We start from the raw sequence: 25,368 nt of genomic DNA, 5'->3' as shown, positions 1-25,368 counted from the left end.
TGAAGGCGAACGTATCTTCCATACGGCTCGTCACCGCTCGACGAGGCATCCCGAGCAAGGATCGCCGCGTCGGTGCCCCACCGATCGTGCGGGCACTCAGCACCCCCGAGAGATGAGAGACAGGATCCTCGTGACCACACTGAGTATCGGCTCCACCGCGGCCCTTTCCCTGCGCGCCGACGTGCTCGTGATCGGCACCGTCAAGGGTGAGGACGGTGCCGTCCTCGCCGCGGGCGCCGAAAGCGTCGCCGCGGCGTTCGACGGCCGGCTCACCGACACCCTGTCCGCGCTCGACGCCACCGGCGCCGAGGGCGAACTACACCGCGTGCCGACCTTCGGCGCGGCCAAGGCCCCACTGGTGCTCGTGGTCGGTTTGGGCGAGCAGCCCGCCGACGGCTTCACCCACGACACGCTGCGCCGCGCCGGCGGCAACGTCGCCCGGGCGCTCGCCGGTGTCAAGAAGGCGGGCGTCGCCCTGCCGCTCGCCGGTGCGGAGGCGATCGGTGCGTTCGGGGAGGGCGTGCTGCTCGGCGCCTACTCGTTCGAGACCTACCGGGAGAAGTCCCGCGAGGGCCGCAAGGACGCGGTCAAGGACGTCGTGCTGCTCGGCATCAAGGGCCGGGACAAGGCCGCCAAGGCCGCCGTCGAGCGCGCCGCGATCACCGCGCAGAGCGTCAACCAGGCCCGTGACCTGGTGAACACCCCGCCGAACGACCTCAACCCGAAGGACTTCGCCGCGATCGCGGTGGACACCGGCAAGAACGCCGGCTTCAAGGTCGAGGTGCTCGACGACAAGGCGCTCGCCAAGGGCGGCTTCGGCGGCATCCTGGGCGTGGGCCAGGGCTCGGCGAGCAAGCCGCGCCTGGTCCGCCTGGGCTACACGCACCCCAAGGCCAAGCGCACCATCGCGCTGGTGGGCAAGGGCATCACCTACGACTCGGGCGGCATCTCGCTCAAGCCGGCCGGCGCCAACGAGACGATGAAGATGGACATGGGCGGCGCGGCGGCCGTACTGGGCGCGGTCGCGGCGGTGGCGCGGCTGGGCCTGGAGGTCAACGTGACCGGCTGGCTCGCGCTGGCCGAGAACATGCCTTCCGGCACCGCGACCCGTCCCGGCGACGTGCTGCGCATGTACGGCGGTCGCACGGTCGAGGTGCTCAACACCGACGCCGAGGGCCGGCTGGTGCTCGCCGACGCGATCACGCGCGCGTGCGAGGAGTCGCCGCAGATGCTGATCGACGTGGCGACGCTGACCGGCGCGATGATGGTCGCGCTGGGCAACGACATGTACGGGATCATGTCGAACGACGACACGTTCCGCGGCGCCGTGCACGACGCCGCGACGCGCGCGGGCGAGCCGGCCTGGCCGATGCCGCTGCCGACCGAGCTGCGCAAGTCGATGGACTCGCCGATCGCCGACATCAAGAACATGGGCTCGCGGATGGGTGGCGGCCTGGTGGCCGGTCTCTTCCTCCAGGAGTTCGTGGCCGAGGGCGTCAGTTGGGCGCACCTGGACATCGCGGGCCCCGCGTTCCACGAGGGCGAGGCCGCCGGCTACCGGCCCAAGGGCGGCACCGGTGTCGCGGTGCGCTCGCTGCTCCAGGTCGCGCAGGACGTCGCGGACAACCGGATCTGATTCCGCGCTCACCGGGACCGGTGCGGTCCGGTGGGTTCGATCCGACTCGATCCGACTCGATCCCGGTTCGACCGGTTCGGCCGGGGCACGCAGGCGCCCCGGCCGAACCCGATCCGGGTGGACCCGGATCGCTCGGACCCGGATCGCTCAGGATCCCTCGCCGGACTGCCGGCGGGTCCACTCGCGCATCCGCTTCGGGTAGCCCACCAGCGCCGCCTCGTAGACCGGGATGCCGAGCTTGCGCGCGAGCGTGCGCGCGGCGCCGGGGTCGACGACCCGGCGTCGGGTCCACTCCCCGGTGTCGGCGATGAACACCACCGTCGTTCCGCTCAGGGTGGTCACCGGCTCGATGTACGCCTCGACTCCCTTGCGGCTGCGCGCGAACTCGCTCAGGTGCGCGGCCGCGGCAGCGGCCTGCCTGCGGTCGGGCGCGTCCGCGCCGGCACCGCGTTTGCGTCGGAACAACCCCACGGGGATTTCCTTCCTGTCGTACGCGCATGTCATCCGCGTCCGTCCGGGGTCGGCGGTCGCGTTCGTGTCGGAACAACGAGTCACGACGACACGTTGTGCCCCCGGTCCGCCATTTCCGCCCCGCCCTTGTGGGACAGGCAACACCGGGGCGGAGTGCTCGGCCGCTCCCGACAAGTGGGAGGATGTTGTACCGGCACTTGAGACCTTCCACAAGAAGGGGGTGCTCCCCGCCGCGTCCCGCGCGGGTGGGCATCGCAATCACAGGAGGACGTGACGTGGCGAACGACGCCGGAGCCGTTTTCGATGTAGTCATTCTCGGAGGCGGGAGCGGCGGCTATGCGTGCGCCCTTCGCGCGGCCGAACTCGGTATGCGGGTCGTCCTCATCGAAAAGGGCAAGCTCGGCGGCACGTGTCTGCACAACGGCTGCATCCCGACCAAGGCCCTGCTGCACGCGGGCGAGGTCGCGGACCAGACTCGTGAGAGCGAGCAGTTCGGCGTCAAGTCGACGTTCGACGGCATCGACATCGCAGCCGTGCACGCTTACAAGGACGGCGTCATCTCGCGCCTGTTCAAGGGCCTGACCGGACTGATCAAGAGCCGCAACATCACCGTCGTCGAGGGCGCAGGCAAGCTCGTGTCGCCGACCGCGGTCGAGGTGAACGGGCAGCGCTACGAGGGTCGACACGTGGTACTCGCGACCGGCTCGGTGCCCAAGTCGCTGCCGGGCCTGGAGATCGACGGCAACCGCGTGATCAACAGCGACCACGCGCTCGTGCTCGACCGGGTCCCGCAGTCCGCGGTGGTGCTGGGCGGCGGTGTGATCGGCGTCGAGTTCGCCAGCGCCTGGAAGTCCTTCGGTGTGGACGTAACCATCGTCGAGGCGCTGCCGCACCTGGTGGCGCTGGAGGACGAGGCGAGCAGCAAGCTCCTGGAGCGCGCCTTCCGCCGTCGCGGCATCAAGTTCGAGCTCGGCGCGCGCTTCGCCGGTGTCGAGTACACCGACGCGGGCGTGCGGGTCTCGCTGGAGAACGGCAAGCAGATCGAGGCCGAGCTGCTGCTCGTCGCCGTCGGTCGCGGCCCGGTCTCGGCGGGCCTGGGCTACGAGGAGGCCGGCGTCGCGATGGATCGCGGTTACGTCCTGGTGGACGAGTACTGCGCCACCAACGTGCCGACCATCTCCGCCGTGGGCGACCTCATCCCCACCCTTCAGCTCGCCCACGTCGGTTTCGGCGAGGGCATTCTGGTCGCCGAGCGGATCGCCGGACTGAACCCGGTGCCGATCGACTACGCGGGCGTGCCGCGCGTGACCTACTGCGACCCGGAGGTGGCCTCGGTCGGCCTCACCGAGGCGCAGGCGGTCGAGCGCTACGGCTCGGACAAGCTCGCCACGATCAGCTACAGCCTCGGCGGCAACGGCAAGAGCCAGATCCTCAAGACGACCGGCCAGGTCAAGGTCGTCTCGGTCAAGGACGGCCCGGTCGTCGGCATCCACATGGTCGGCGCCCGCATGGGCGAACTGACCTCGGAAGCCCAGCTGATCTACAACTGGGAGGCCCTGCCGGCCGAGGTCGCCCAGCTCATCCACCCGCACCCGACGCAGTCCGAGGCGCTTGGCGAGGCCCACCTCGCGTTGGCGGGCAAGCCCCTGCACGTCCACGACTGACGACGCGCCCGCAATCGCGCCCCGTCATCCAAGACACACGCCTTGAAGCGTTGAGAAGGAGTCATTGACCCATGCCGGTCTCCGTAACACTGCCCGCGCTCGGCGAGAGCGTGCAGGAGGGCACCATCACCCGCTGGCTCAAGCAGGAGGGTGAGCGCGTCGAGCTGGACGAGCCCCTGCTCGAGGTCTCGACCGACAAGGTCGACACCGAGATCCCCTCCCCCGCCGCCGGCATTCTGGTGTCCATCAAGGCCCAGGAAGACGACACGGTCGACGTCGGCGCCGAGCTGGCCGTGATCGACGACGGCACCGGTGCCGCGGCGCCGGCTCCGGCCGCCACGCCGGCGCAGGAGGAGGCGGCTTCGGCCGCCGCGCCGGCGCAGGAGGAGGCGGCTCCGGCCGCGCCCGCCGAGGCCGCGCCCGCCGCGCAGGAGCCCGCCCCGGCCGCGGCTCCGGCCGCACCCGCCGGCGACGTGCAGGGCACTCCGGTGCTGCTGCCCGCGCTCGGCGAGAGCGTGCAGGAGGGCACCATCACCCGCTGGCTCAAGCAGGAGGGTGACACGGTCGAGGCCGACGAGCCGCTCCTGGAGGTCTCGACCGACAAGGTCGACACCGAGATCCCCGCGCCGATCGGCGGCGTGCTGCTGAAGATCAGCGTCGCCGAGGACGAGACGGTGGAGGTCGGCGCCGAGCTGGCCGTCATCGGCGCGCCCGGTTCCGCGCCGGCCGCGGCGCCCGCTCCGGCGGCGCCCGCACCGGCCCAGCAGGCTCCGGCCCAGCAGGCTCCGGCTCCGGCCGCCGCCGCACCGGCTCCCGCTCCGGCGCCCGCCGCTCCGGCCCAGGCGCCCGCGCCCAAGCCGGCTCCGGCGCCCGCTCCGGCTCCGGCCGCCGCCGCACCGGCTCCGGCCGCGCAGCTCACCCCGCCCGCCGAGGCCGACGGCGCGTACGTCACGCCGCTGGTGCGCAAGCTGGCCGCCGAGCACAACGTGGACCTGGGCTCGATCGCGGGCACCGGCATCGGTGGTCGGATCCGCAAGCAGGACGTCCTGGAGACGGCCCGCAAGCAGCAGGCGGCCCAGGCCGCCGCCGCGGCATCGGCTCCGGCCGCCGCCTCGGCCGCGCCCGCCGCCAAGGCCCCGGCTGCGATCGAGCCGTCGCCGCTGCGCGGTCGGACCGAGAAGCTCTCGCGCATGCGCACGGTGATCGCCAAGCGCATGGTCGAGTCGCTGCAGACCTCGGCCCAGCTCACCACGGTCGTGGAGGTGGACGTCACCAACATCGCCCGCCTGCGCGACCGGGCCAAGAACGACTTCGCGGCGCGTGAGGGCGTCAAGCTGTCGTTCATGCCGTTCTTCGCCAAGGCGGCCGTCGAGGCGCTCAAGGTCCACCCGGTCCTGAACGCGTCGATGGACCTGAACGCGGGCACGGTCACCTACCACGACGCCGAGCACCTGGTGATCGCGGTGGACACCGACCGCGGCCTGATGGTCCCGGTCATCCACAACGCGGGTGACCTGAACATCGCGGGCCTCTCGCGCAAGATCTCCGACCTGGCCGAGCGCACCCGCACCAACAAGGTGAGCCCGGACGAGCTGGCCGGCGGTACGTTCACGCTGACCAACACCGGTTCGCGCGGCGCGCTGTTCGACACGCCGATCTTCCCGCAGCCGCAGGTCGCGATGCTCGGCACGGGCGCGGTCGTCAAGCGCCCGGTCGTGGTCAACGACCCGACGCTCGGCGAGGTCATCGCGGTCCGCTCGATGGTGTACCTGGCCCTGTCCTACGACCACCGTCTGGTGGACGGCGCGGACGCGGCCCGCTTCCTGCAGACGGTGAAGACCCGCCTGGAGGAAGGCGCCTTCGAGGGCGACCTCGGCCTGTAGGACACGCCGCGGGGGGGGGGGCGCCCCCCCCCGGCGCCCCCCCCCCCCGGGGGGGGGGGGGGGGCCCGCTGGGGTGTGGGGGGGGGGGGGCGGGCGCCGGTTGTCCGCCGGGGGTGCCCCCCGGGGGGGGGGGGGGGGGGGGGGGGGGGGGGGGGGGGGGGGCCCCCCCCGCGGGGGGGGGGCGCCCCCCCCCCCGCGGCAGGCACGTCCCGAGGGCGGTCCGGACAGCGCGTCCGGGCCGCCTTCGGCATGTCCGGGGTCCGGTGGGCAAGGATGTTCCCATGCGCATCGCCGTCACCGGTTCGTCCGGCCTCGTGGGTTCCGCTCTCGTCCGCTCGCTGACCGCCGACGGCCACGACGTGGTCCGGCTGGTCCGCCGGCCTCCCGGCAGGCCGGACGAGGTGCGCTGGGACCCGCACGCGGGCACCGTGGACACCGCCTCGCTCGGTCCGGTGGACGCGGCAGTGCACCTGGCCGGCGCGGGCATCGGGGACAAGCGCTGGACGGCCGCGTACAAGCGCGAACTCCGCGACAGCCGGGTCCTGGGCACCGAGGCCGTCTCGCGCGCGCTGGCCGCCCTCGAGCCCGCCCCGCGCGTGCTCCTGGCCGGTTCCGCGATGGGCTATTACGGCGACACCGACGATCGCGAAGTGGACGAATCGTCCCCGCCCGGCAGCGGCTTCCTCGCCGACCTGTGCACCGAGTGGGAGGCCGCCACCGCACCGGCCCTGGAGGCGGGCATCCGGGTCGCCCATCTGCGGACCGGCCTGGTGGTCTCCCGATCCGGCGGTGCGTGGGGCCGGATGTTCCCGCTGTTCAAGGCGGGTCTGGGCGGCCGGCTCGGCTCGGGCCGGCAGTACTGGAGCTTCATCTCACTGGTCGACGAGGTCGCCGCGATCCGCCACGTCCTGGACCGCGCCGACCTCGCCGGCCCGGTCAACCTGACCGCGCCGCACCCGGTCACCAACGCGGAGGCGACCAGGGCGATGGGCCGGGCCCTGCACCGCCCCACCGTCTTCGCGGTACCCCCCTTCGCCCTGCGCGCCGTCCTCGGCGACTTCGCCGACGAGATCCTCACCGGCCAACGTGTGCTCCCCAAGACCCTGCTCGACTCCGGCTTCACCTTCCGACACCCCACCATCGACACCGCGATCGCCGCGGCCCTGAACCGCTGACGAGACCGACGGCGACCCCCGCCCGGCCGCTGCCCCGGGCCGTAGGACGCGGCGTCGGCCGGGCGGATGCGATCGCCGGTCGGTAACGGGCACACCGGGTCGGCGGGTCGCACACCTGCCGAACCACACCAACTCCCGTGTACCGCAACGGTCTTTCGGCATTTCGCTGGGTATGACCAGTAGGCGATGAAACCGACTCCGCGGCGCCTGCGGCCGTGGGCAGGGGGACGGGAGGACGACCGTGGTCGACGTGCGTCGAACCGAGGTGATCGTGGTGGGAGCCGGCCTGGCCGGCTTGAGCGCGGCACGGACCATCGCCGCGGCGGGGGTTGCGGTGACGGTCCTGGAGGCCGCCGACCGACCCGGTGGGCGGGTGCGCACCGACCTCGTGGACGGCTTCCGGGTCGATCACGGCTTCCAGTCGCTGACCACCTCGTGGCCTCAGGTGGGCCGGCAACTGGACGTCCCCGCACTGGGGTTGCGCGCGTTCCAGCCCGGCGTGCTGCTCCACGAGGACGGCCGCACCCATCGGGTCGGCGACGTCCGCCGGGTCCGGGACGCGCTCGGCGGTCTGCGCAACGGCAACGGCACCGACCGCGCCCGACTCGCCGCGTTACTGGCCCGGACCGCGTCCTCTCCGGTCGCCCGGGTGATGAGCGCTCCCGAGACGGCCACCGTCGACGCCCAGACGATGCGCGCGCTGCCGCCGGACCTGACCCGCCGTACGCTGCGCCCGCTGCTGACCGCGCTGTTGCACGATCCCGCGCTGGGCACGTCGAGCCGGTTCGCCGAATTGACGCTGCGCTCGTTCCTGCGCGGCCGGGTGGCACTGCCCGCGCGCGGCATGGCCGCCGTACCCCGGCAACTCGCGGTCGGCCTGCCCGCCGGCGCGGTGCGCTACGGCGTGCGGGTGTTGTCCGTCTCGGCCGACCGCGTACTGACCGACGTGGCGGGCGAGATCCGCGCCGGCGCGGTGGTCGTGGCCACCGACCCGACCACGGCGGTGGCCCTGCTGCCGGGCCTGCGGATGCCCGAGTTCCACCCGGTGACCACGCTGTACCACGTGGCGCGCGCCGCTCCCCGGCCCGACGCGTCACTGCTCGTGGAGGCCGACCCCCGCAGCCCGTTCACGCACACCGCGGTGGTCAGCCAGGTCGCGCCCACGTACGCGCCCGACCGGCGCGCCCTGATCGCCACCACCGTGCTGGGCCACGACGGCTCGGAGCCGACCAAACTCGAACTACGGGTCCGCGAACGGCTGGCCGTCGTGTACGACACGCCCACCACCGAGTGGGCGCACCTGACCACCTGTCATATCCCGCGCGCCGTCCCGGTGGTCGAGCCCGGCCACAACTTCCGCCGCCCGGTCCGCATGATCGGCGGCCTGTACGTCTGCGGCGACCACCGCGACTCCAGCTCCATCCAGGGCGCCCTGGCCTCCGGCTGCCGAGCCGCCAGATCCGCCCTCGCCGACCTGGGGGTACCGGCGGCCTGAAGAAGGCCCACCGACCCGTCACGCCCACCCGAGGCCCGAAATCCACCACCCTCGGGCCATACGCAACGGGTGGGCGGATGGGCGGAAACCCTCAAGCCGTGCGCACGAAACACCCCGACCGCGCCTCGAACTCCCGTACCGCCGGCACGTCCCGGTACGGCGCCAGCCGATGCGTGAACTCGCGCACGTAGTCCACCGCCCGCGACGACCGCAGACCCTCCGCCTGCTCGGTCGCCTCCGCCTCCACCCGGCACGCCTGCTCCACCTCGCCCAGCTCCAACAACGCGGTGGCCAGGATGGTCTGGCAGAACAGCCGGCTGCGGGCGTACTCGCTCCCGCGCAGCCGCAACGACCGCTCCGCGTACTCGCGAGCCTTGTCGTAGTCCTCCAAGTCCCGGTAGCAGTGCGCGTGGTCGTCGGTGAGCTGCGCCTCGTTCATGAACGCGACCCACTCCGGCTCGTCGTCCCCCTCCGCGACGCACTCCAACGCCTGCTCCGCGCGCAGCAGCGCCGCCCCGCACGCCCGCGCGTCCCCCAACAGCCCGTGCCCGCGCGCCTCGACCGCGTGGAACAGCGCCCTGACCCGGGGCGTGGCCACCGCCGAGGCGCCCTGCTGGGCGACTCGCGCCAGTTGTACCGCCTCGCGCCCGTGCCCGAGGTAGACCGCCTGCCGGCTCATCGTCGACAACACGAATCCGCCCAACGCCCGATCCCCCGACGCCTGGGCCAACCGCAGCGCCTGGACGAAGTAGCGCTGCGCCATCCCGTGCACGCCCACGTCGTACGCCATCCAGCCGACCAGCCGGGTGAGCGTGGCCGCCGCGCCGAACAACGCGCTGCCGGTGCGCGAGTCGTAGGTCCCGCGCAGTATCGCGGTCACCTCGGTGTCGAGGTAGCGCACCAGCGCCTGTCTGCCGTGACCCCCGCCGAACGAGTTGTCCAACCGCCGAAACGCCTCGCCGACGGCGCGCACCGCGGCCACGTCGCCGAGCCCGACCCGATCGCCGTCCTGCCGGGCGGGCCGCTCGTCGCCGGCGCCGATCAGCCAGTCCCGGCTGGGCACCACCAGCGCCCCGGGCGTGAACGCGGCCTCCACCAGCGCGGATCGCTGCGCCGAGTCGGCCTGCCACATGCCGGTGACGATCTCGACCGCCTCGGGCGGACCGGACGCGTATTCGAGCCCGGCATAGTCCGGTCGGCAACCGGCCATGCCCAGATCCTCGGCGCTGAGCTTGCGGCCGAGCCGCTGGGTGAAGACCTCGGCAAGCAGTATCGGCACGATCCCGCGCGGATGTTGGCCACGCAGCCAGCGCGCCACGGAGGTCTTGTCGTACCGGAGATCGATGCCTTGTTCCGCACCGAGTTGGTCAACGCGTCGGGCCAGACCGGCATGTGAGAAGCCGGCTTCCTCGACAAGCGCCGCCAGCCGGTGATTGGGGCGCCGCTCGACCCTGGCTGCCATGGAGATGAACGCCTCCCGCTGGTGCGGTGGTTCGGTGTGGGTGGGTGATCGCGCGAGAATCTAGCGATTTCTGGAGCGCTACAACCCGAACGCTCGCAACAATGACCCTTTCGAGTTACCGGGATCGGCCCGGCGATCGGGGCACGAATCGGGCCCGACGGCGCCTCGACGGCGGCCCGGCGCGGCCGAGTTCGGCAGAACCTGCCGAACCCCGCGGACGGATCCGATGTGCCGTCACCAGCCCTGGGCCGCTTGCGGTGCGCGGACCCGTGGTGGAACATGCGCGGGGCAGTTCACCCGATGGGATGATCGACACCCACGCGGAGACGAACCACGTGACCGCCCCCGACCGAAGCTCGCGACCGACCACCCCGGTGCCGACGGCCTCGCGCCGACCGCCCGACATCGATTCGAAGGAAGCGCACGCGTGACCCGGCAGCCCGACGACACCGCTCGCGGGATCGTGATCCCGCTGGCCGCGGTCGCGCTCGTGTGCCTGCTGCTCACCAGCGGGGTCTTCCTGTTCGCCGGCTCGGATCGGGACAAGGGCCGCGGCCGCCCGGTCTCGCGCGACGTGAACATGCCGCTGCCGGCGCCCGCTCCGGCGTTTCCCGACGCCGGTTCGCCGAGCCCGGGCGCGACCACCACGACGACCGCGAGCCCGACCGGATCGGCGACCCGGACCCCGTCCGCCTCGGCGAGCGCGAGCACGAGCCCGACCGCGAGCACGAGCCCGACCGCGACCCGCTCGAGCCCGCCGCCCACGTCGGCCGCCCCACCCGTCCCGCGCCCGCCCGCCACCACCGGCCCGAAGGACATCACCGTCGACGCCACGGTGAGCGACTCCGGTTGGGGCGCCGACGGCACGGTGGTCATCACCAACCGCACCGCCCACCCGCTCCCCGCGTGGGACCTCACCCTCACCGCGACGGGTCGGCAGAGCGGCTTCACCATGCTCTACGGCGAGGACATGCGCACCAGCACCGACCGCGGCACCGCGACCGCGCGCGGCCGGGGCCCGTTGGCCCCCGGAGCCAGCGCGGTGATCGAGTTCGGCCTGTACGGGCACGTCGAGTCGATCGGCTGCACGTTCACCGGTGTCACCTGCCACGTACGCGGGCTCGACGCCGGCCACGGGTGAGATCCGGCCCCGTCGTACGCTGGTGGACGTGACCAGCTTCTTGCGATTCGTGCACTTGGGCATCGGCGCCGACGCCGTTCCGTACGAGGCCGCGTGGGAGGAACAACGCCGCGTCCACGAGCAGGTGGTGAGCGGTGCCGCCGCCGACACGTGTCTGCTCCTCGAGCACCCCGCGGTGTACACGGCGGGCCGCCGTACCGACCCCTCCGAGCGCCCGATGGACGGCACGCCCGTGGTCGACGTGGACCGGGGCGGCAAGATCACCTGGCACGGCCCCGGCCAACTCGTCGGCTACCCGATCGTGCGACTGCCCGAGCCGGTGGACGTGGTCGCGCACGTGCGCCGGATGGAGGAGGCGCTGATCCGGGTCTGCGCCGACCTGGGCCTGGAGACCACCCGGATCGAGGGCCGCAGCGGCGTCTGGGTCCTGGGCGACGCGGTTCCCGAGCGGCCCGCCCCGACCGGCGGTCTCGACCTGCGGCTGGACAGCCGACTCGCGGCCGGGCCCGACCCGCGCCTGCACCCCGAGTTCGACCCGCGTCTGGCCGGCCCGGAGTACGCGCCCTCCAACGCGGGCCAGCGCGGCGACGACCGCAAGCTCGCCGCGATCGGCGTCCGGGTCTCGCGCAAGGTGACCATGCACGGCTTCGCGATCAACTGCGACGCCGACATGACGTACTACGACCGGATCGTGCCGTGCGGCATCAAGGACGCCGGCGTCACCTCGCTGAGCCGCGAACTGGGCCGCGAGGTCACCGTCACCGAGGTACTGCCACTGGCCGAGAAACACCTCGCCGACGTGTTCGCGCACGTGCCGGCGTGACGCCCGCCCGAACGCCCGCGCGAGGCACGCCCGGACGCCCGCGGCACGCGCGCCGGGTCACCCGCGTGACGCACGCCTCACGGTCCGCGTGACGCACGCCTCGTACCGAATCCGGCATCCGGGGAATCCACCCCGGTTCGTCCGGGTTGCCACCTGACGGGCCGTCCGAACGCCCGTTTCGCTCGGCGTACTCTGGACGTACCGCCCCACCACGGGCCCGGACCATCCTGTCGGGGCCCATCGCAGTCTGTCCCGCCCCGCAGGCTGCCCCGAGAAGAGGGAGTCGCGCGTGTCCGCTGTCGCACCCGACGGCCGCAAGCTGCTTCGCCTGGAAGTCCGCAACGCCGAGACTCCCATCGAGCGCAAGCCTTCGTGGATCAAGACCCGGGCGAAGATGGGCCCCGAGTACACCGAGCTCAAGCAACTCGTGAAGCGCGAGGGGCTGCACACGGTGTGCGAGGAGGCCGGCTGCCCCAACATCTACGAATGTTGGGAAGACCGCGAGGCGACCTTCCTGATCGGCGGCGACCAGTGCACCCGGCGCTGCGACTTCTGCCAGATCGACACCGGCAAGCCGGCCGAGCTGGACCGGGACGAACCGCGCCGCGTCGCGGAGTCGGTCCAGGCGATGGGCCTGAAGTACGCGACCATCACCGGCGTCGCCCGCGACGACCTGCCCGACGGCGGCGCGTGGCTGTACGCGGAGACCGTCCGCCAGATCAAGGAGCTGAACCCGGGGACCGGGGTGGAGCTGCTGATCCCGGACTTCACCGCCCAGCCGGACCAACTGGCCGAGGTGTTCTCCTCCCGTCCCGAGGTGCTCGCGCACAACATCGAGACGGTGCCGCGGATCTTCAAGCGCATCCGGCCGGGCTTCCGCTACGAGCGCTCGCTCGACGTGATCACCCAGGCCCGGGCCGACGGCCTGGTCACCAAGTCCAACCTGATCCTGGGCATGGGCGAGGAACGCGCCGAGATCAGCCAGGCCATGCAGGACCTGTACGACGCCGGCTGCGAGCTGCTGACCATCACGCAGTACCTGCGGCCGAGCGTGCGGCACCACCCCGTGGAGCGCTGGGTGCGCCCGGAGGAGTTCGTCGAGCTGAACGAGGAGGCCGAGGAGATCGGCTTCGCGGGCGTGCTCTCCGGCCCCCTGGTCCGCTCGTCGTACCGCGCGGGCCGGCTCTACCGCCAGGCCCTCGAGGTACGCGAAACCCGCTCCGCTTCGGGCGAAGGTGTGCAGACCTTCACGTCGGTTTGACCCTGACGTCATCGTTTGGTAACACATTGTTGCGAGAGTCGACCGCAGTGCGGTGAGCCTTCGCAGCGAGAACAGGTAGGGGGACGACGTTATGCAGGACACGCAGCAGGACAACGCCTCGGTTCTGTGGGGCGCGTTCGACCGCGGCGCCGCGGCCCGGCGGGCGACCGTCGGCCGGGTCTTCCGAGCGGTCGAGACCGTGCTGATGTTCGAGGGTGGCCAGCGCACCGCACGGCGCAACGCGTGGGCCGCGGTGTGCGCCGACCGCAACCGTGCCCGCGCCCGCGCCGAGGCCTCCGACATCCTGGCCCGGCTCGCCCCGGTCAACCCGACACCGGGCGCCGGCTCGCACTGACCCGCGACACGTGTGGCACCGCGTGACGCGGGTGTGGACACAGGTGTCCGCGCCCGGCCGCCCGCGACACCGTTCGGCCGTTCGCCGGGGGCTCGTCTCCCGTCGGACGGCCGCGGCGCTGCGCCGGTCGCATGAAGGTTCGGACAAGCTGTCGGCAGCCATTGTCCCGGGTGGATGGCACGCCAGTATCCTTTTCACATGGCGAGCAAGGAACCATCCGAGAAGAGCGGCCGGCTGAAGCAGATCCGGCTCGCCTACCAGCAGACGAAGAAGGCCGATCCGTGGGTCGGCTTGATTGTGGCGGCCTGGGGCCTGGGCGTATTCGCAGTACTCCTGGCCATCGGCTTCTGGTGGGGACATCCGATCTACCTGGGCATCTTCGGTGCCCTCGTGGGTCTGCTCGCGGCGGCCTTCATCTTCGGACGACGGGCCGAGAAGTCGGTGCTCGGCCAGATGGAGGGCCAGCCCGGCGCGGCGTTGGCGGTCATGCAGTCACTCAAGCGTGGCTGGGTCGTGACCCCCACCGTGGCCATCACCCGCCAGCAGGATGTCGTGCACCGCGCCGTGGGTCGCCCCGGCATCATCCTGGTGGGCGAGGGCCAGCCCGGTCGCGTGACGCGACTGCTGGCCGATGAGAAGAAGCGCATGTCCCGCCTGGCTGCGAGCACCGTGGTGCACACGATCATCGTCGGCAACGACGAGGGCCAGGTCCCGCTGCGCAAGCTGCAACGGCACATCATGAAGTTGAGCCCGACCATGGCCAAGCCCGAGGTCGCGGTGGTCAACGACCGCCTGCGCGCGGTCGGCGACCTGATGAAGAACATGCCGGTGCCCAAGGGCCCGATGCCGAAGGGCGCGCGCATGCCGCGCGGCCCGCGCGGCTGACCCCTCGACGGCCACCGCGCCACGCAGCAGCACCCCGTCCCCGCCCGATCGCGAGAGCGGCGACGATCCGCATCGGATCGCCGCCGCTCTTTTGCCGTACCGGATCCGGATGGTCGTAACCCGAGTCCGTCGCGCCGGTTCGTACGCGTCGCGTCCGCGGGGTCGTGCCCGCACGCGTCGTGCCCGCGGGCGCCGTATCGGCACGCGTCGTGTTACGAACTACGCACGCACCACCGCGGTGCCGACCGCCTTGTCGTGGAACCCGCGCCCGTCCCGGTCGTAGATCGCCGGCGGGATCACCAGGCACAGCAGGAACGTACGTACCACGACCGCGAGCGGCAGCAGCGTGTCGCGGGTGACCGACACCACCCGGATGCCCATGATCCGCTTGCCGAAGGTCCAGCCGATCGTGCTCACCAGGAGCAGGTTCTCGGCGGCGAACACGGCCAGGGTGCCCCAGCTCGTCCCGGGATCGTTGAGGTCGCCGCCGCCTATGAAGGACAGCGCGATGATGTAGCAGATGCTCCAGTCGATGAGCAGGGCGATCAACCTGCGCCCGGTGGGCGCGAGCGAGTTGGGTCCGTCCTCGGGCAGCCCGAGACGCTTGCCGCGGTAGCCGAAGTCTTCGCCCGCCGCCCCGGGGGCCTGGTTCCGCGATGCGGTCGTGTTCTCGTCCACCCATCCAAAGTAGACGAGCCGGGCCGATTCACCCGCCCCGGGGTGTGTGTGCGCGAGATGATCATGGGCATGCATCCGGGCAAAGACGGGCCGCCCCGTACGGGTGGGTGCGTAACATCCCGGAAACACGAGGGACACCGACGGGAAACCGCTCGCGCCTACCTTCGAGGCCTAGTGGCCACCGGGGAGGAGGCCGCTCCCCGCGAACGCAATTACCCGCGCCTGGCGCCGGGTCGAGGAGGATTGATGTTCAACAACGCCGAAGAGGTGTCGCGATACATCGCCGACAACGACGTCAAGTTCGTCGACGTTCGTTTTTGCGACCTGCCTGGCGTGATGCAGCACTTCACGGTCCCGGCGAAGACGTTCGACCCGAGTGAGACGCTGGCGTTCGACGGATCCTCGATCCGCGGCTTCCAGGCGATCCACGAGTCGGACATGGCGCTTCGCCCCGACCTGTCCACGGCGCGGCTCGACCCGTTCCGCAAGGACAAGACGCTCAACATCAACTTCTTCATCCACGACCCGCTGACGGATGAGGAGTACAGCCGCGACCCGCGCAACGTCGCGAAGAAGGCCGAGCGCTACCTCGCCGGCACCGGCATCGCCGACACGGCGTACTTCGGCCCCGAGGCCGAGTTCTACGTGTTCGACAGCGTGCGCTTCGCGACCGGCGCGAACGAGTCCTTCTACCACATCGACTCCGAGGCGGGGGCCTGGAACACGGGCCAGGAGGAGAACAACCGCGGCTACAAGGTCCGGTACAAGGGCGGCTACTTCCCGACCCCGCCGGTCGACCACTTCGCCGACCTGCGCGCGGAGATCTCCCTCGAGCTCGAGGCCGCGGGCCTGGAGATCGAGCGCCAGCACCACGAGGTGGGCACCGCCGGCCAGGCCGAGATCAACTACAAGTTCAACACGCTGCTGGCCGCGGCCGACGACCTGATGCTGTTCAAGTACATCGTCAAGAACGTCGCGTGGCGCAACGGCAAGACCGCGACCTTCATGCCGAAGCCGATCTTCGGCGACAACGGCTCGGGCATGCACTGTCACATGTCGCTGTGGACCGACGGCTCGCCGCTGTTCTACGACGAGCAGGGCTACGCGGGTCTGTCCGACACGGCCCGCTACTTCATCGGCGGTCTGCTCAAGCACGCCCCGTCGCTGCTTGCCTTCACGAACCCGACGGTGAACTCCTACCACCGCCTGGTCCCGGGCTTCGAGGCGCCGGTCAACCTGGTCTACTCGCAGCGCAACCGCTCGGCCTGCATCCGCATCCCGATCACGGGCAGCAACCCCAAGGCCAAGCGCGTCGAGTTCCGCGTCCCGGACCCGTCGGCCAACCCGTACCTGGCCTTCGCCGCCCAGTTGATGGCCGGCCTCGACGGCATCAAGAACAAGATCGAGCCGCTCGAGCCCGTCGACAAGGACCTGTACGAGCTGGCTCCCGACGAGCACCAGGCCGTCCCCCAGGTCCCCGGCACCCTCGCCGAGGTCCTCGACGCCCTCGAAGCCGACCACGAGTACCTCCTCGAAGGCGGCGTGTTCACCCAGGACCTGATCGACACCTGGATCGAATACAAGCGCACCAAGGAAATCGACCCGGTCCGCCTGCGCCCGCACCCCCACGAGTTCGAGCTCTACTTCGACATCTAAGCCGAAGTAGCCGGGCGCTCCCGCCCCCGAAGACAAGGCCGTCGACCGCTGCCCATAGCGCGGTCGACGGCCTTCTTCGTGTGCGGCCGGCGGGCTCGGGGTGGGTGTCGCGCCCACGCGCCCACGCGCCCACGACGGAACGGCCCTGCCTCCGCGCTCATCCGCGGGCGCAGGGCCGTTTCGTCGTGCGGCCCGAGACGGCGGCGAGGGTGGCGGTCCCGGGGAATTCGAGGTGCCGAGGGCTGCTGTTCGTATACCCCCATGAGGTATTTCCACCCCACCCCTGGTCATCGATACCCCCCTAGGGTATGTTCCTGATCGCTCGATACCCCCCATGTGTATCTACGGAGTGATCACGATGTCTCAACCCCAGCCGAATCCGCGTCGCTGGGCGGCGCTTGCGCTGATTGCGCTGGCTCAGTTCATGGTCATCATGGACACGTCGATCATCGGTGTGGCTCTGCCCGAGATGCGCACCGATCTCGGGTTCTCGCAGGAGAATCTGTCCTGGGTGTTCAACGCCTACGTCGTCGCGTTCGGCGGGCTGCTCCTGCTCGGCGGGCGGCTGTCGGACCTCCTCGGGGCCAAGCGCATGTTCTCCACCGGGTGGGCGATCCTGGGGGTCGGCTCGCTCGGGGCGGGCCTCGCGAACGAGGTCTGGGTCGAGCTCGCCGGACGTGCCGTCCAGGGCGTCGGCGCCGCGCTGATCGCGCCCTCGGCACTGACCCTGCTGATGATGCTCTTCGGTGGCAACCCCAAGGAGCTCACCAAGGCGTTCGCGCTGTACGGCGCGGCGGCACCGGCCGGTGGCACGGCCGGCGTCTTCCTCGGCGGTCTGATCACCGAATACGCGAGCTGGCCCTGGGTCTTCTACGTCAACATCCCCGTCGCGATCCTCGCCCTCGTCGCGACCCCGGCGCTGATGCCCGATGCCCCCGCCCGCCGCGGCGGCATCGACCTCCTCGGCGCGGTCACCGTCACCGCCGGCCTCGGCGCCGCCGTGTACGCCGTCGTCCGCGCCCCGGAGACCGGCTGGGGCTCCGCCGAGACCCTGCTCGTCCTCGCCGCCGGCATCGCGCTGGTCGCGCTGTTCCTGCTCCTCCAGGCCAAGCGGGCCGAGCCGCTGATGCCACTGCGCATCCTGCGCACGCCGGGCCTGGCCGCCGCCAACCTCGCCCAGTTGTTGATGGCCGGCGCCTGGATCCCGATGTGGTTCTTCCTCAACCTCTACCTGCAGCAGGTGCTCGGTCTGGGCGCCTTCGCCTCCGGATCCGCGCTGCTGCCGATGACCGTGGCCATCATGGTGATGATGATCGTGCTCGCCCCACGCCTGATCGCCCGCTTCGGCCCCAACCCGCTCGTGGTCACCGGCCTCGCCGCGCTCGCCGGCGGCATGTTGTGGCTGTCCTTCGCCCGGTCCGACGGCTCGTACTGGGTCGACGTCCTGCCCGCCTCGCTGCTCGCCGCCGCGGGCATGGCCCTCGCCTTCATCCCCTCTCTCGGCACCGCGATCTCCAGCGCGCGGCCCGAGGAGGGCGGGCTCGCCTCCGGCATCGTCAACACCAGCTACCAGATCGGCTCGGCCCTCGGCCTGGCCGCGATGACCGCCGTCGCCGCCGCGCACGGCGCCCGGGAGGTCGGCAACGCCGACGCGCTCACCAACGGCTTCTCCGCCGCCTTCCTCGGCGCCGCCGCGATCGCCGCCGCCGGCGCCCTGATCGCTGCCGCCACCCTCCGCAAGCCGGCCACCACGACTGCGGGAAGCACCCCCGCCGACAATCCCCCCGAGTCCGTCCCGACCCACTGATCACATCCCGGCCCACCGTCCCGGCCGGGGCCGCCCATCCCACCCGGACCAAAGACCCCACGAGGACTCACGCCGACCGTTCGAAGAGCGCGCCAAGAGCGCATAAAGAGCACACAAATAACACACGAAGGGCACACGAAGAGCAATCAAACGACCACACAGCGACCGCACACCGCGTGCCGCCCTCCACGAACCGGAGGGCGGCACGCGCACGTGCGAACCTCCACCGCCCCGCCCCCGAAACCCCCGAAGCCGACCGCGGCCCTCGCCGCCGGGCGCCGAACACCCCCGGAGATCTCCTCCATTACGCCCCGATTCCTCCCACCCGAGAAGGAGAGGATCGCCCTCGGATGGCCCTACAGGGTGATCGGCGAAAGGATGGGCTCTGGCAGACTTGAGCCATGGGGGGCAATCCGAGCCGAGAGACCATGCCGCCGTCGGGGCGACGGGTGACCGACGAAGCCGGACGGACAATCATGCAGCCGATCCCCACGATGACCCGATTGCGTGTCTATCTGAGCACGCCGCGTCGTCCGCGATTCGTGGTCGAACTGGCGCTGATCGCGTTGAGTTACTGGGTCTATTCGCTGGTCCGCAACGCGGTACCGGAGCGCCAACACGTCGCCGTGGAGCGCGCCTGGCAACTGCTCGATTTCGAGAAGACGCTGCACATCGACATCGAACACAGCGTCAACCACGCCGTGAACGGCGTCACATGGTTGATCGTGTCGATGAACTACTACTACGCGACGCTGCACTTCGTGGTGACCATCGGTGTCCTGGTGTGGCTCTTCCACAGACACCCCGGCCGATACCGGGCCGTGCGCACGGTGTTGTTCCTGACCACCGGCCTGGCCCTGTTCGGATACTTCTTCTACGCCCTGGCCCCGCCCCGACTACTGCCGGGCGCCGGCTACATCGACACCGTCCTGGTCCACCACACGTGGGGCTCGATGGCGTCCGGCGACATGAAGAACGTCTCCAACCAGTACGCCGCGATGCCGTCGATGCACATCGGCTGGTCGACGTGGTGCGCGATGGCCATCGTGATGTTCGCCCGGCCGATGTGGGTCAAGGTGCTCGGTGTGTTGTACCCGATCACCACGCTGTTCGTGATCGTGGCCACCGGCAACCACTTCGTGCTGGACGCGGTCGGCGGCTGGATCACCCTCGCCGCCGCCTTCGGCCTGCAGTGCCTGCTCAACGGGCGCTCCGCGTACCGCTTCCCGCAGTACCCGCCGGACGACCCACGCTCCGCGCCCGAGCCCCATGGGCGGCCGGTACGCCCGCGCGCGGGCACGCGCGACGAGGGGCGCGGCGACGGAGCCGGCGAGCGGCCTCAGCGCGAGCCGGTCGAAGTCTCGTCCTCGCCGTAGAACACCCGGTCCACCACGGCCCGGGCGAGCCGCGTCATGCGTCGATAGTCCTCGATCAGGCTGCCGGTCTCGTCCGGCCGGTGGCCGAGCAGCCGGGCCACCCCGCCCAGCTCGCGCACATCGGACGGGAAGCTGTCCGAGGACCGGCCGCGCACGATCATCACCGCGTTGCGCACCCGGGTGGCCACGACCCAGGCGTCGTCCAGGATCCGGGCGTCGTGCGGGTCGAGCAGGCCCGCGTCCCGGGCCGCCGCGAGCCCCTGTCGGGTGCCGGTCACCCGCAACGCGGGCACCGCGTGCGCGTGCCGGAGTTGCAGGAGTTGCACCACCCATTCCACGTCGGCCAGCCCGCCGCGCCCGAGCTTGGTGTGCGTGGTCGGATCGGCGCCGCGGGGCAGCCGCTCGGACTCGATCCGGGCCTTCATCCGCCGGATCTCCCGCACCTGCGTGTCGTCGATCCCGCCCTCCGGATAACGCAGCGGATCGACCATCTCCAGGAACCGCCGGCCCAGGTCCGCGTCCCCCGAGGTGAAGTCGGCCCGCAGCAGCGCCTGGCTCTCCCACAGCTTGGACCAGCGCTCGTAGTAGGCGCGATACGACGCGAGCGTGCGCACCAGCGGCCCCTGCCGCCCCTCGGGCCGCAGGTCGGCGTCGATCAGCAGCGGCGGATCCGTGGACGGGATCTGCAGCAGCCGGCGCACCTCGTTGCACACGAACTGCGCGGCCCGGGACGCGGACTCCTCCTCGGCGCCCTCGATCGGCTCGTGTACGAACATCACGTCCGCGTCGCTGCCGTAGCCCTGCTCGTAGCCGCCGAACCGCCCCATCGCGATGATCGCGAGCCGGGTCGGGATCGGCCCCCGGGTGCGCTCGCACGCGTCTATGGCGGCCCGAAGCGCGCCGGTCAGCGTCGCCGCGTTGACATCGGTGAGCGCCTTGCCGGTGGCGTCCACGTCCAGCCGGCCCAGCACATCGGTGGCGACGATCCGGAACAGTTCGCGCCGACGCACGCTGCGCGCCGCCTGCACCGCGCTCTCCGGACCCGGCGCCCGCCCCACCGCGGCCAGGATCTCGGTCTCCAGGGCCGCCCGCGAGCGTGGCCGCAGCCCGTCCCCGTCGCCGAGCATCGCGACCGCCTCGGGCGCACGCAGCACCAGGTCCGGCGCGAGCCGCCCGGACGCGAGCACACGGGCCATGTTCTCCGCCGCCGCCCCCGACGAGCCCGCCCCGGAGTCGCGCAGCAGGCGCAGATACCAGTGCGTGTTGCCGAGCGCGTCGGAGACCTGCCGGAAGGCGAGCAGCCCGGCGTCCGGATCCGCCGAGTCGGCGAACCAGCTCAGCATCACCGGCAGCAGCGTGCGCTGGATCGAGGCACGCCGGCTGACTCCGGAGGCGAGCGCCTCCAGGTGGCGCATCGCGGCGGCCGGGTCGGCGTACCCCAGTGCCTCGAAGCGGGCCCGCGCGGCCTCGGGGGTGAGCCGCTGCTCGCCCGCCTTGAGCCGGGCGACCGCGTCCAGCAGCGGCCGGTAGAACAACTTCTCGTGCAGCCGGCGCACCTCCACCGTCTGCTGTCTCCAGGCCTTCTCCAGTTCGCCCACCGGGTTCGAGCGCATGCCCATCGAGCGGCCGATCCGGCGCAGTTCGCCGGGGTCGGTCGGCATCAGGTGGGTACGGCGCAGCCGGAAGAGTTGGATCCGGTGCTCGAGCGTGCGCAGGAAGCGGTACGCGGCGTCCAGCGCGGCGCCGTCGTCGCGGCCCACGTAGCCCGCCGCGGACAGCGCGGCGAGCGCGTCCAGCGTCGAGCCGCTGCGCAGCGTCCGGTCGGACTTGCCGTGCACCAACTGCAGGAGCTGGACCGCGAATTCGATGTCGCGCAGGCCCCCGGGGCCGAGCTTGACCTCGCGCTCCACCTCGCGCGCCGGAATGCTGTCCACCACCCGGCGGCGCATCGCCTGCACGTCGGCGACGAAGTTCTCCCGGCGGGCGGCGGTCCACACCAACGGGGACACGCTGTCCAGGTACTTCTTGCCCAGTGCCGGGTCGCCGGCCACCGGGCGGGCCTTGAGCAGGGCCTGGAACTCCCAGGTCTTGGCCCAGCGTTCGTAGTAGGCGAGGTGGCTGGCCAGGGTGCGGGTGAGCGGGCCGTTGCGGCCCTCCGGGCGCAGGTTGGCGTCCACCTCCCAGATCGAGCCCTCGATGGTGGTCGCCGAGCAGGTCCGCATCAGCGCGCCGGCCAGCCGATTGGCGGCGGCGACCGCCACCCCCTCGGGCACGCCGGGTGGGGCCTCGGCGACGAAGACCACGTCCACGTCGCTGATGTAGTTGAGTTCGCGCCCGCCGCACTTGCCCATGCCGATCACCGCGAGCCGGCACTGCTCGGCCTCGACCGGGTGTTCGCGCCGGACCAGGTCGAGCGCGGCGTCCAGGGTGGCGCCGGCCAGGTCGGCGAGTTCGGTGGCCACGGTCGGCTCGTCGGCACTGCCGCACACGTCGCGGGCGGCGATCGAGAGCAGGCAGCGGCGATAGCCGATCCGCAGCGCGTCCAGTGCCGGGTCTCCGCGCAGGCCGGCGGTGGCGGTGGTGAGCACGGCGTGGAAGTAGGCGGGGGTGGGTCGGGCGTCCTGGACGTCGTAGGTGACCAGGGAGCGCCAGTCCTCGGGGTGCCGCGCGAGGTGGTCGCCCAGTGCCGCGCTCACTCCCAGAACGCCCAGTATGCGATCGCGGAAGGGCTTCGCGGACGCGAGGGTGGAGAGCAGAACGGGGGCGTCGTCGGCGGCTTCGGCGAGGCGCACCAGGCCGAGCAGCGCGAGGTCGGGGTCGGCGGTGGCGGCGAGGGCGTCCAGGAAGAGCGAGTCGTCCCCGGCGCCGAGCAGGGCCGGATCGCGCAGATTGCGTGCGGCGCCCGCGATGTCGGTGAAGCCGAGCCGGACCAGGCGCCCGTCGGTGGCCGCCGGTTCGCGAGGCTGATCCACAGAGGTCACCGGCCGAGCGTATCCGGTGAAACGGCTGATCGATCAAGAACGGAACTGGGAATGTGGACGCGCCGCACGGGGCTCGCCGAGCCCCCCGACCGCGGCGAACTTGAATGCGGCGCGTCCTCGCCCGGCGGCGGACGACAGTTCCACTCTGCGAGCCGTCCGTCCCACGGCCCGAAGAGGCCTCCGTAGCGACGAGCTGCCATACGCCACCGTACGGAACGTCACCCTACGTTAGCGTAGGTGCCATGCGCAACGGTGTTCCCTCGGAGAGGGTTCAATCAGACGACGATCCGGACCGGCCCGCTCGCCCCGGCCGCCGCACCCTCAGCCGAGAGGACTGGGCTCGGGCGGCCCTGGAGGCGATGCGAGAGGGCGGCTTGGGCGCCGTCGCGGTGGAACCCCTCGCGGAACGCCTCGGCACCACCAAGGGCAGCTTCTACTGGCACTTCAAGGACCGCGACTCGCTCATCCAGGCCGCGCTGGAACGCTGGGTGGCCGAGTCCGAGGAACTGATGGCCGCCGCCGAACGCATCGAGGATCCGGTGGAGCGCGGACGCCGACTCACCGAGTACGCGTTCACCGCGCCCAGCGGCGCGGACATCACCACCACGCTGCTGATCCACGCCCAGCACCCGGTGGTGGGCCCGATCCTGGAGCAGGTCACCCGTCGCCGCCTGGAGTTCGGCGCCCGGCTCACCGAGGAGCTCGGCCTGCCCGCCGACGCCGCCTACCGACACGCGCTGACCGCGCTGACGATGACCGTCGGCATCGCGCTGATCCGCCGGGGCGCGCCGCAGCTGTTGCCCCAGGGCGAGGACAAGGACGCCTACGTCCGCTACATCCTCGAACTCCTCGGCCCGCCGATGACCTGAGCACCCGCGCGCCGCTCCACGAGCAACGGCCCGACCCCCGACACATCGGGGGTCGGGCCGTTCACGTCGCGCGCTCGGACACCGGAAACACCGGCACCACGGCACCGGCGTCAGAGCACCGGCAGGTACCGCTTCAGCTCGAAGGGCGTCACCTGCTGGCGGTACTCCTCCCACTCGTGCCGCTTGTTGCGCAGGAAGAACTCGAAGACGTGCTCGCCGAGGATCTCCGGCAGCAGGTCGCTGCGCTCCATCAGCGCGATCGCCTCGGCCAGGTTCTGCGGCAGCGGCGCGATGCCCAGCGCGCGGCGCTCGGCGTCGGTCAGCGCCCACACGTCGTCCTCGGCACCGGCGGGCAGTTCGTAGCCCTCCTCGACACCCTTGAGCCCGGCGCCGAGCAGCACGGCATAGGCCAGGTACGGGTTGCACGCCGAGTCGATCTGGCGCACCTCGATCCGGGTGGACTGGCCCTTGGTCGGCTTGTACATCGGCACCCGCACCAGCGCGGAGCGGTTGTTGTGCCCCCAGCAGATGTACGAGGGGGCCTCGCCACCCATCCCCGCGGTGCGCGCCGACGCGCCCCACAGCCGCTTGTACGAGTTGACCCACTGGTTCGTGATCGCGGCCATCTCGCCGGCGTGCTTGAGCAGGCCCGCGATGAACGAGCGGCCGACCTTGGAGAGCTGGTACTCGGCGCCGGCCTCGTAGAACGCGTTGCGGTCGCCCTCGAACAGGGACAGGTGGGTGTGCATGCCCGAGCCCGGGTGCTCGGAGAACGGCTTGGGCATGAAGGACGCGTGCACGCCCTGCTCCAGCGCGACCTCCTTGACCACCAGGCGGAAGGTCATGATGTTGTCGGCCGTGCTCAGCGCGTCCGCGTAGCGCAGGTCGATCTCCTGCTGACCCGGCGCACCCTCGTGGTGGCTGAACTCGACCGAGATGCCCATGTTCTCGAGCATCGTGATCGCCTGGCGGCGGAAGTCCTGGCCGACCGGCTGCGGCGTGTGGTCGAAGTAGCCGCTGTGGTCCACCGGGGTCGGCGGCCGGCCGTCGACGGGCTTCTCCTTGAACAGGAAGAACTCGATCTCGGGGTGCGTGTAGAAGGTGAAGCCCTTCTCCGAGGCCCGCTCCAGGGTGCGCTTGAGCACGTAGCGCGGGTCCGCGAAGGACGGCGAGCCGTCGGGCATCAGGATGTCGCAGAACATCCGCGCGGTGCCGGGTGCCTCGGCCCGCCACGGCAGGATCTGGAACGTGGCCGGATCCGGCTTCGCCAGCATGTCGGACTCGTGCACCCGGGCGAAGCCCTCGATCGCCGACCCGTCGAAGCCGATGCCCTCGGCGAACGCCTGCTCCAATTCGGCCGGAGCCACCGCGACCGACTTCAGGAACCCGAGCACGTCGGTGAACCACAGTCGCACGAACCGGATGTCGCGCTCCTCCAGGGTGCGAAGCACGAACTCCTGCTGCTTATCCATAATTCCCTATCCTTGCAGGTCGGACGGCCTGTGAGCGATCGGCAGGGCACTGCGGGGCACACGAGTATCCCGCTTCAGGGTTTCCAGCACATTACGTGCCCTTTGCGTTGTGCCCTTGCTCGCGCACAGGTACCGCCGTGCGCGCGTACGTCCCGTGGTCCTGTACCCCGAGAACCGCTCGTGGGCGACCTGCGGGATACCTTCTTCGCGCGGCATCGCACCCGCCGGGAATCCGGTCGGGCGAGCCGTCGGGGCCCGGTGCTGAACTGCGCCAAGGG

Annotated in this window: 19 protein-coding genes; 14 read left to right on the top strand and 5 right to left on the bottom strand. The window is 71.5% G+C overall.

Annotation, left to right across the window (positions count from 1 at the left end; all coding sequences use genetic code 11):
• The first annotated feature begins 130 nt into the window (after positions 1-130).
• The gene (locus tag ACIBSV_RS13120) at positions 131-1,636 is read left to right on the top strand and encodes a leucyl aminopeptidase (RefSeq protein WP_395862271.1); all 1,506 of its coding nucleotides are present in this window, start codon (positions 131-133) and stop codon (positions 1,634-1,636) included.
• Positions 1,637-1,783: 147 nt separating this feature from the next.
• Here the strand turns inward: ACIBSV_RS13120 and ACIBSV_RS13115 are convergent, their stop codons facing one another.
• On the bottom strand, positions 1,784-2,107 hold the full coding sequence (locus ACIBSV_RS13115) for a hypothetical protein (RefSeq protein WP_395862269.1): 324 nt from the start codon (positions 2,105-2,107) through the stop codon (positions 1,784-1,786).
• Positions 2,108-2,382: 275 nt separating this feature from the next.
• Here ACIBSV_RS13115 and lpdA point away from each other — a divergent pair, with 275 nt between their 5' ends.
• From lpdA to ACIBSV_RS13095, 4 genes are all read left to right on the top strand, one after another.
• The gene (gene lpdA, locus ACIBSV_RS13110) at positions 2,383-3,771 is read left to right on the top strand and encodes a dihydrolipoyl dehydrogenase (RefSeq protein ID WP_395862267.1); all 1,389 of its coding nucleotides are present in this window, start codon (positions 2,383-2,385) and stop codon (positions 3,769-3,771) included.
• 71 nt (positions 3,772-3,842) lie between these two features.
• On the top strand, positions 3,843-5,654 hold the full coding sequence (sucB, locus tag ACIBSV_RS13105; protein ID WP_395862265.1) for a 2-oxoglutarate dehydrogenase, E2 component, dihydrolipoamide succinyltransferase: 1,812 nt from the start codon (positions 3,843-3,845) through the stop codon (positions 5,652-5,654).
• A gap of 281 nt (positions 5,655-5,935) precedes the next feature.
• A complete protein-coding gene (locus ACIBSV_RS13100; protein WP_395862263.1) occupies positions 5,936-6,829 on the top strand; it encodes a TIGR01777 family oxidoreductase in 894 nt (297 codons plus the stop codon).
• Between the two features lie 250 nt (positions 6,830-7,079).
• On the top strand, positions 7,080-8,324 hold the full coding sequence (locus tag ACIBSV_RS13095; protein ID WP_395862261.1) for an NAD(P)/FAD-dependent oxidoreductase: 1,245 nt from the start codon (positions 7,080-7,082) through the stop codon (positions 8,322-8,324).
• A gap of 91 nt (positions 8,325-8,415) precedes the next feature.
• Here the strand turns inward: ACIBSV_RS13095 and ACIBSV_RS13090 are convergent, their stop codons facing one another.
• On the bottom strand, positions 8,416-9,786 hold the full coding sequence (locus ACIBSV_RS13090; RefSeq protein WP_395862260.1) for a regulator: 1,371 nt from the start codon (positions 9,784-9,786) through the stop codon (positions 8,416-8,418).
• A 427-nt stretch (positions 9,787-10,213) separates the two neighbouring features.
• On the opposite strand from ACIBSV_RS13090, the gene ACIBSV_RS13085 reads away from it, so the two are divergent.
• The 5 genes from ACIBSV_RS13085 (at position 10,214) to ACIBSV_RS13065 (ending at position 14,251) form a co-directional block, all read left to right on the top strand.
• Complete coding sequence (locus ACIBSV_RS13085) at positions 10,214-10,927, top strand: hypothetical protein (RefSeq protein ID WP_395862259.1); 714 nt, start codon at positions 10,214-10,216, stop codon at positions 10,925-10,927.
• Between the two features lie 28 nt (positions 10,928-10,955).
• Positions 10,956-11,750: a lipoyl(octanoyl) transferase LipB gene (lipB, locus tag ACIBSV_RS13080; protein ID WP_395862257.1), complete on the top strand. Its 795-nt coding sequence runs from the start codon at positions 10,956-10,958 to the stop codon at positions 11,748-11,750.
• Positions 11,751-12,039: 289 nt separating this feature from the next.
• Positions 12,040-13,011, top strand: a complete 972-nt coding sequence (gene lipA, locus ACIBSV_RS13075; RefSeq protein ID WP_395862254.1) for a lipoyl synthase — start codon at positions 12,040-12,042, stop codon at positions 13,009-13,011.
• A gap of 91 nt (positions 13,012-13,102) precedes the next feature.
• Positions 13,103-13,366 carry a hypothetical protein gene (locus ACIBSV_RS13070; protein ID WP_395862252.1) on the top strand — a complete coding sequence of 88 codons (264 nt, stop codon included), beginning with the start codon at positions 13,103-13,105 and terminating at the stop codon, positions 13,364-13,366.
• Between the two features lie 198 nt (positions 13,367-13,564).
• On the top strand, positions 13,565-14,251 hold the full coding sequence (locus ACIBSV_RS13065; protein ID WP_395862249.1) for a DUF4191 domain-containing protein: 687 nt from the start codon (positions 13,565-13,567) through the stop codon (positions 14,249-14,251).
• Between the two features lie 219 nt (positions 14,252-14,470).
• Here ACIBSV_RS13065 and ACIBSV_RS13060 read toward each other — a convergent pair whose 3' ends face one another.
• Positions 14,471-14,929 carry an RDD family protein gene (locus tag ACIBSV_RS13060; protein ID WP_395862247.1) on the bottom strand — a complete coding sequence of 153 codons (459 nt, stop codon included), beginning with the start codon at positions 14,927-14,929 and terminating at the stop codon, positions 14,471-14,473.
• Positions 14,930-15,175: 246 nt separating this feature from the next.
• On the opposite strand from ACIBSV_RS13060, the gene glnA (ACIBSV_RS13055) reads away from it, so the two are divergent.
• The 3 genes from glnA (ACIBSV_RS13055) (at position 15,176) to ACIBSV_RS13045 (ending at position 19,768) form a co-directional block, all read left to right on the top strand.
• A complete protein-coding gene (glnA, locus tag ACIBSV_RS13055; protein WP_395862245.1) occupies positions 15,176-16,585 on the top strand; it encodes a type I glutamate--ammonia ligase in 1,410 nt (469 codons plus the stop codon).
• 358 nt (positions 16,586-16,943) lie between these two features.
• Positions 16,944-18,392 (top strand): MFS transporter, encoded by a 1,449-nt coding sequence (locus ACIBSV_RS13050; protein ID WP_395862243.1) that lies wholly within the window; start codon positions 16,944-16,946, stop codon positions 18,390-18,392.
• A gap of 494 nt (positions 18,393-18,886) precedes the next feature.
• Positions 18,887-19,768, top strand: a complete 882-nt coding sequence (locus ACIBSV_RS13045; protein WP_395862241.1) for a phosphatase PAP2 family protein — start codon at positions 18,887-18,889, stop codon at positions 19,766-19,768.
• Here ACIBSV_RS13045 and ACIBSV_RS13040 read toward each other — a convergent pair.
• A complete protein-coding gene (locus ACIBSV_RS13040) occupies positions 19,732-22,749 on the bottom strand; it encodes a bifunctional [glutamine synthetase] adenylyltransferase/[glutamine synthetase]-adenylyl-L-tyrosine phosphorylase (protein WP_395862240.1) in 3,018 nt (1,005 codons plus the stop codon). The two genes, ACIBSV_RS13045 and ACIBSV_RS13040, sit on opposite strands and share 37 nt — an antisense overlap.
• A 242-nt stretch (positions 22,750-22,991) precedes the next feature.
• Between ACIBSV_RS13040 and ACIBSV_RS13035 the strand changes: the two genes are divergently transcribed.
• Positions 22,992-23,618 (top strand): TetR/AcrR family transcriptional regulator, encoded by a 627-nt coding sequence (locus ACIBSV_RS13035; RefSeq protein WP_395862238.1) that lies wholly within the window; start codon positions 22,992-22,994, stop codon positions 23,616-23,618.
• 110 nt (positions 23,619-23,728) lie between these two features.
• On the opposite strand, the gene glnA (ACIBSV_RS13030) is transcribed toward ACIBSV_RS13035, so the two are convergent.
• Complete coding sequence (gene glnA, locus ACIBSV_RS13030; RefSeq protein ID WP_395862236.1) at positions 23,729-25,090, bottom strand: type I glutamate--ammonia ligase; 1,362 nt, start codon at positions 25,088-25,090, stop codon at positions 23,729-23,731.
• Positions 25,091-25,368: the final 278 nt, after the last annotated feature.

This window comes from Embleya sp. NPDC050154 (assembly GCF_044460165.1).
In the GTDB taxonomy this organism is placed as follows: domain Bacteria; phylum Actinomycetota; class Actinomycetes; order Streptomycetales; family Streptomycetaceae; genus Embleya.
This window is presented reverse-complemented; position numbering and strand designations above follow the sequence as displayed.

Coding starts and splice junctions, on each gene's coding strand:
- sucB (WP_395862265.1), top strand. CDS start 3,843: ATGCCGGTCTCCGTAACACTGCCCGCGCTCGGCGAGAGCGTGCAGGAG.
- ACIBSV_RS13100 (WP_395862263.1), top strand. CDS start 5,936: ATGCGCATCGCCGTCACCGGTTCGTCCGGCCTCGTGGGTTCCGCTCTC.
- ACIBSV_RS13090 (WP_395862260.1), bottom strand. CDS start 9,786: ATGGCAGCCAGGGTCGAGCGGCGCCCCAATCACCGGCTGGCGGCGCTT.
- ACIBSV_RS13070 (WP_395862252.1), top strand. CDS start 13,103: ATGCAGGACACGCAGCAGGACAACGCCTCGGTTCTGTGGGGCGCGTTC.
- ACIBSV_RS13065 (WP_395862249.1), top strand. CDS start 13,565: ATGGCGAGCAAGGAACCATCCGAGAAGAGCGGCCGGCTGAAGCAGATC.
- glnA (WP_395862245.1), top strand. CDS start 15,176: ATGTTCAACAACGCCGAAGAGGTGTCGCGATACATCGCCGACAACGAC.
- ACIBSV_RS13050 (WP_395862243.1), top strand. CDS start 16,944: ATGTCTCAACCCCAGCCGAATCCGCGTCGCTGGGCGGCGCTTGCGCTG.
- ACIBSV_RS13045 (WP_395862241.1), top strand. CDS start 18,887: ATGACCCGATTGCGTGTCTATCTGAGCACGCCGCGTCGTCCGCGATTC.
- ACIBSV_RS13035 (WP_395862238.1), top strand. CDS start 22,992: ATGCGCAACGGTGTTCCCTCGGAGAGGGTTCAATCAGACGACGATCCG.
- glnA (WP_395862236.1), bottom strand. CDS start 25,090: ATGGATAAGCAGCAGGAGTTCGTGCTTCGCACCCTGGAGGAGCGCGAC.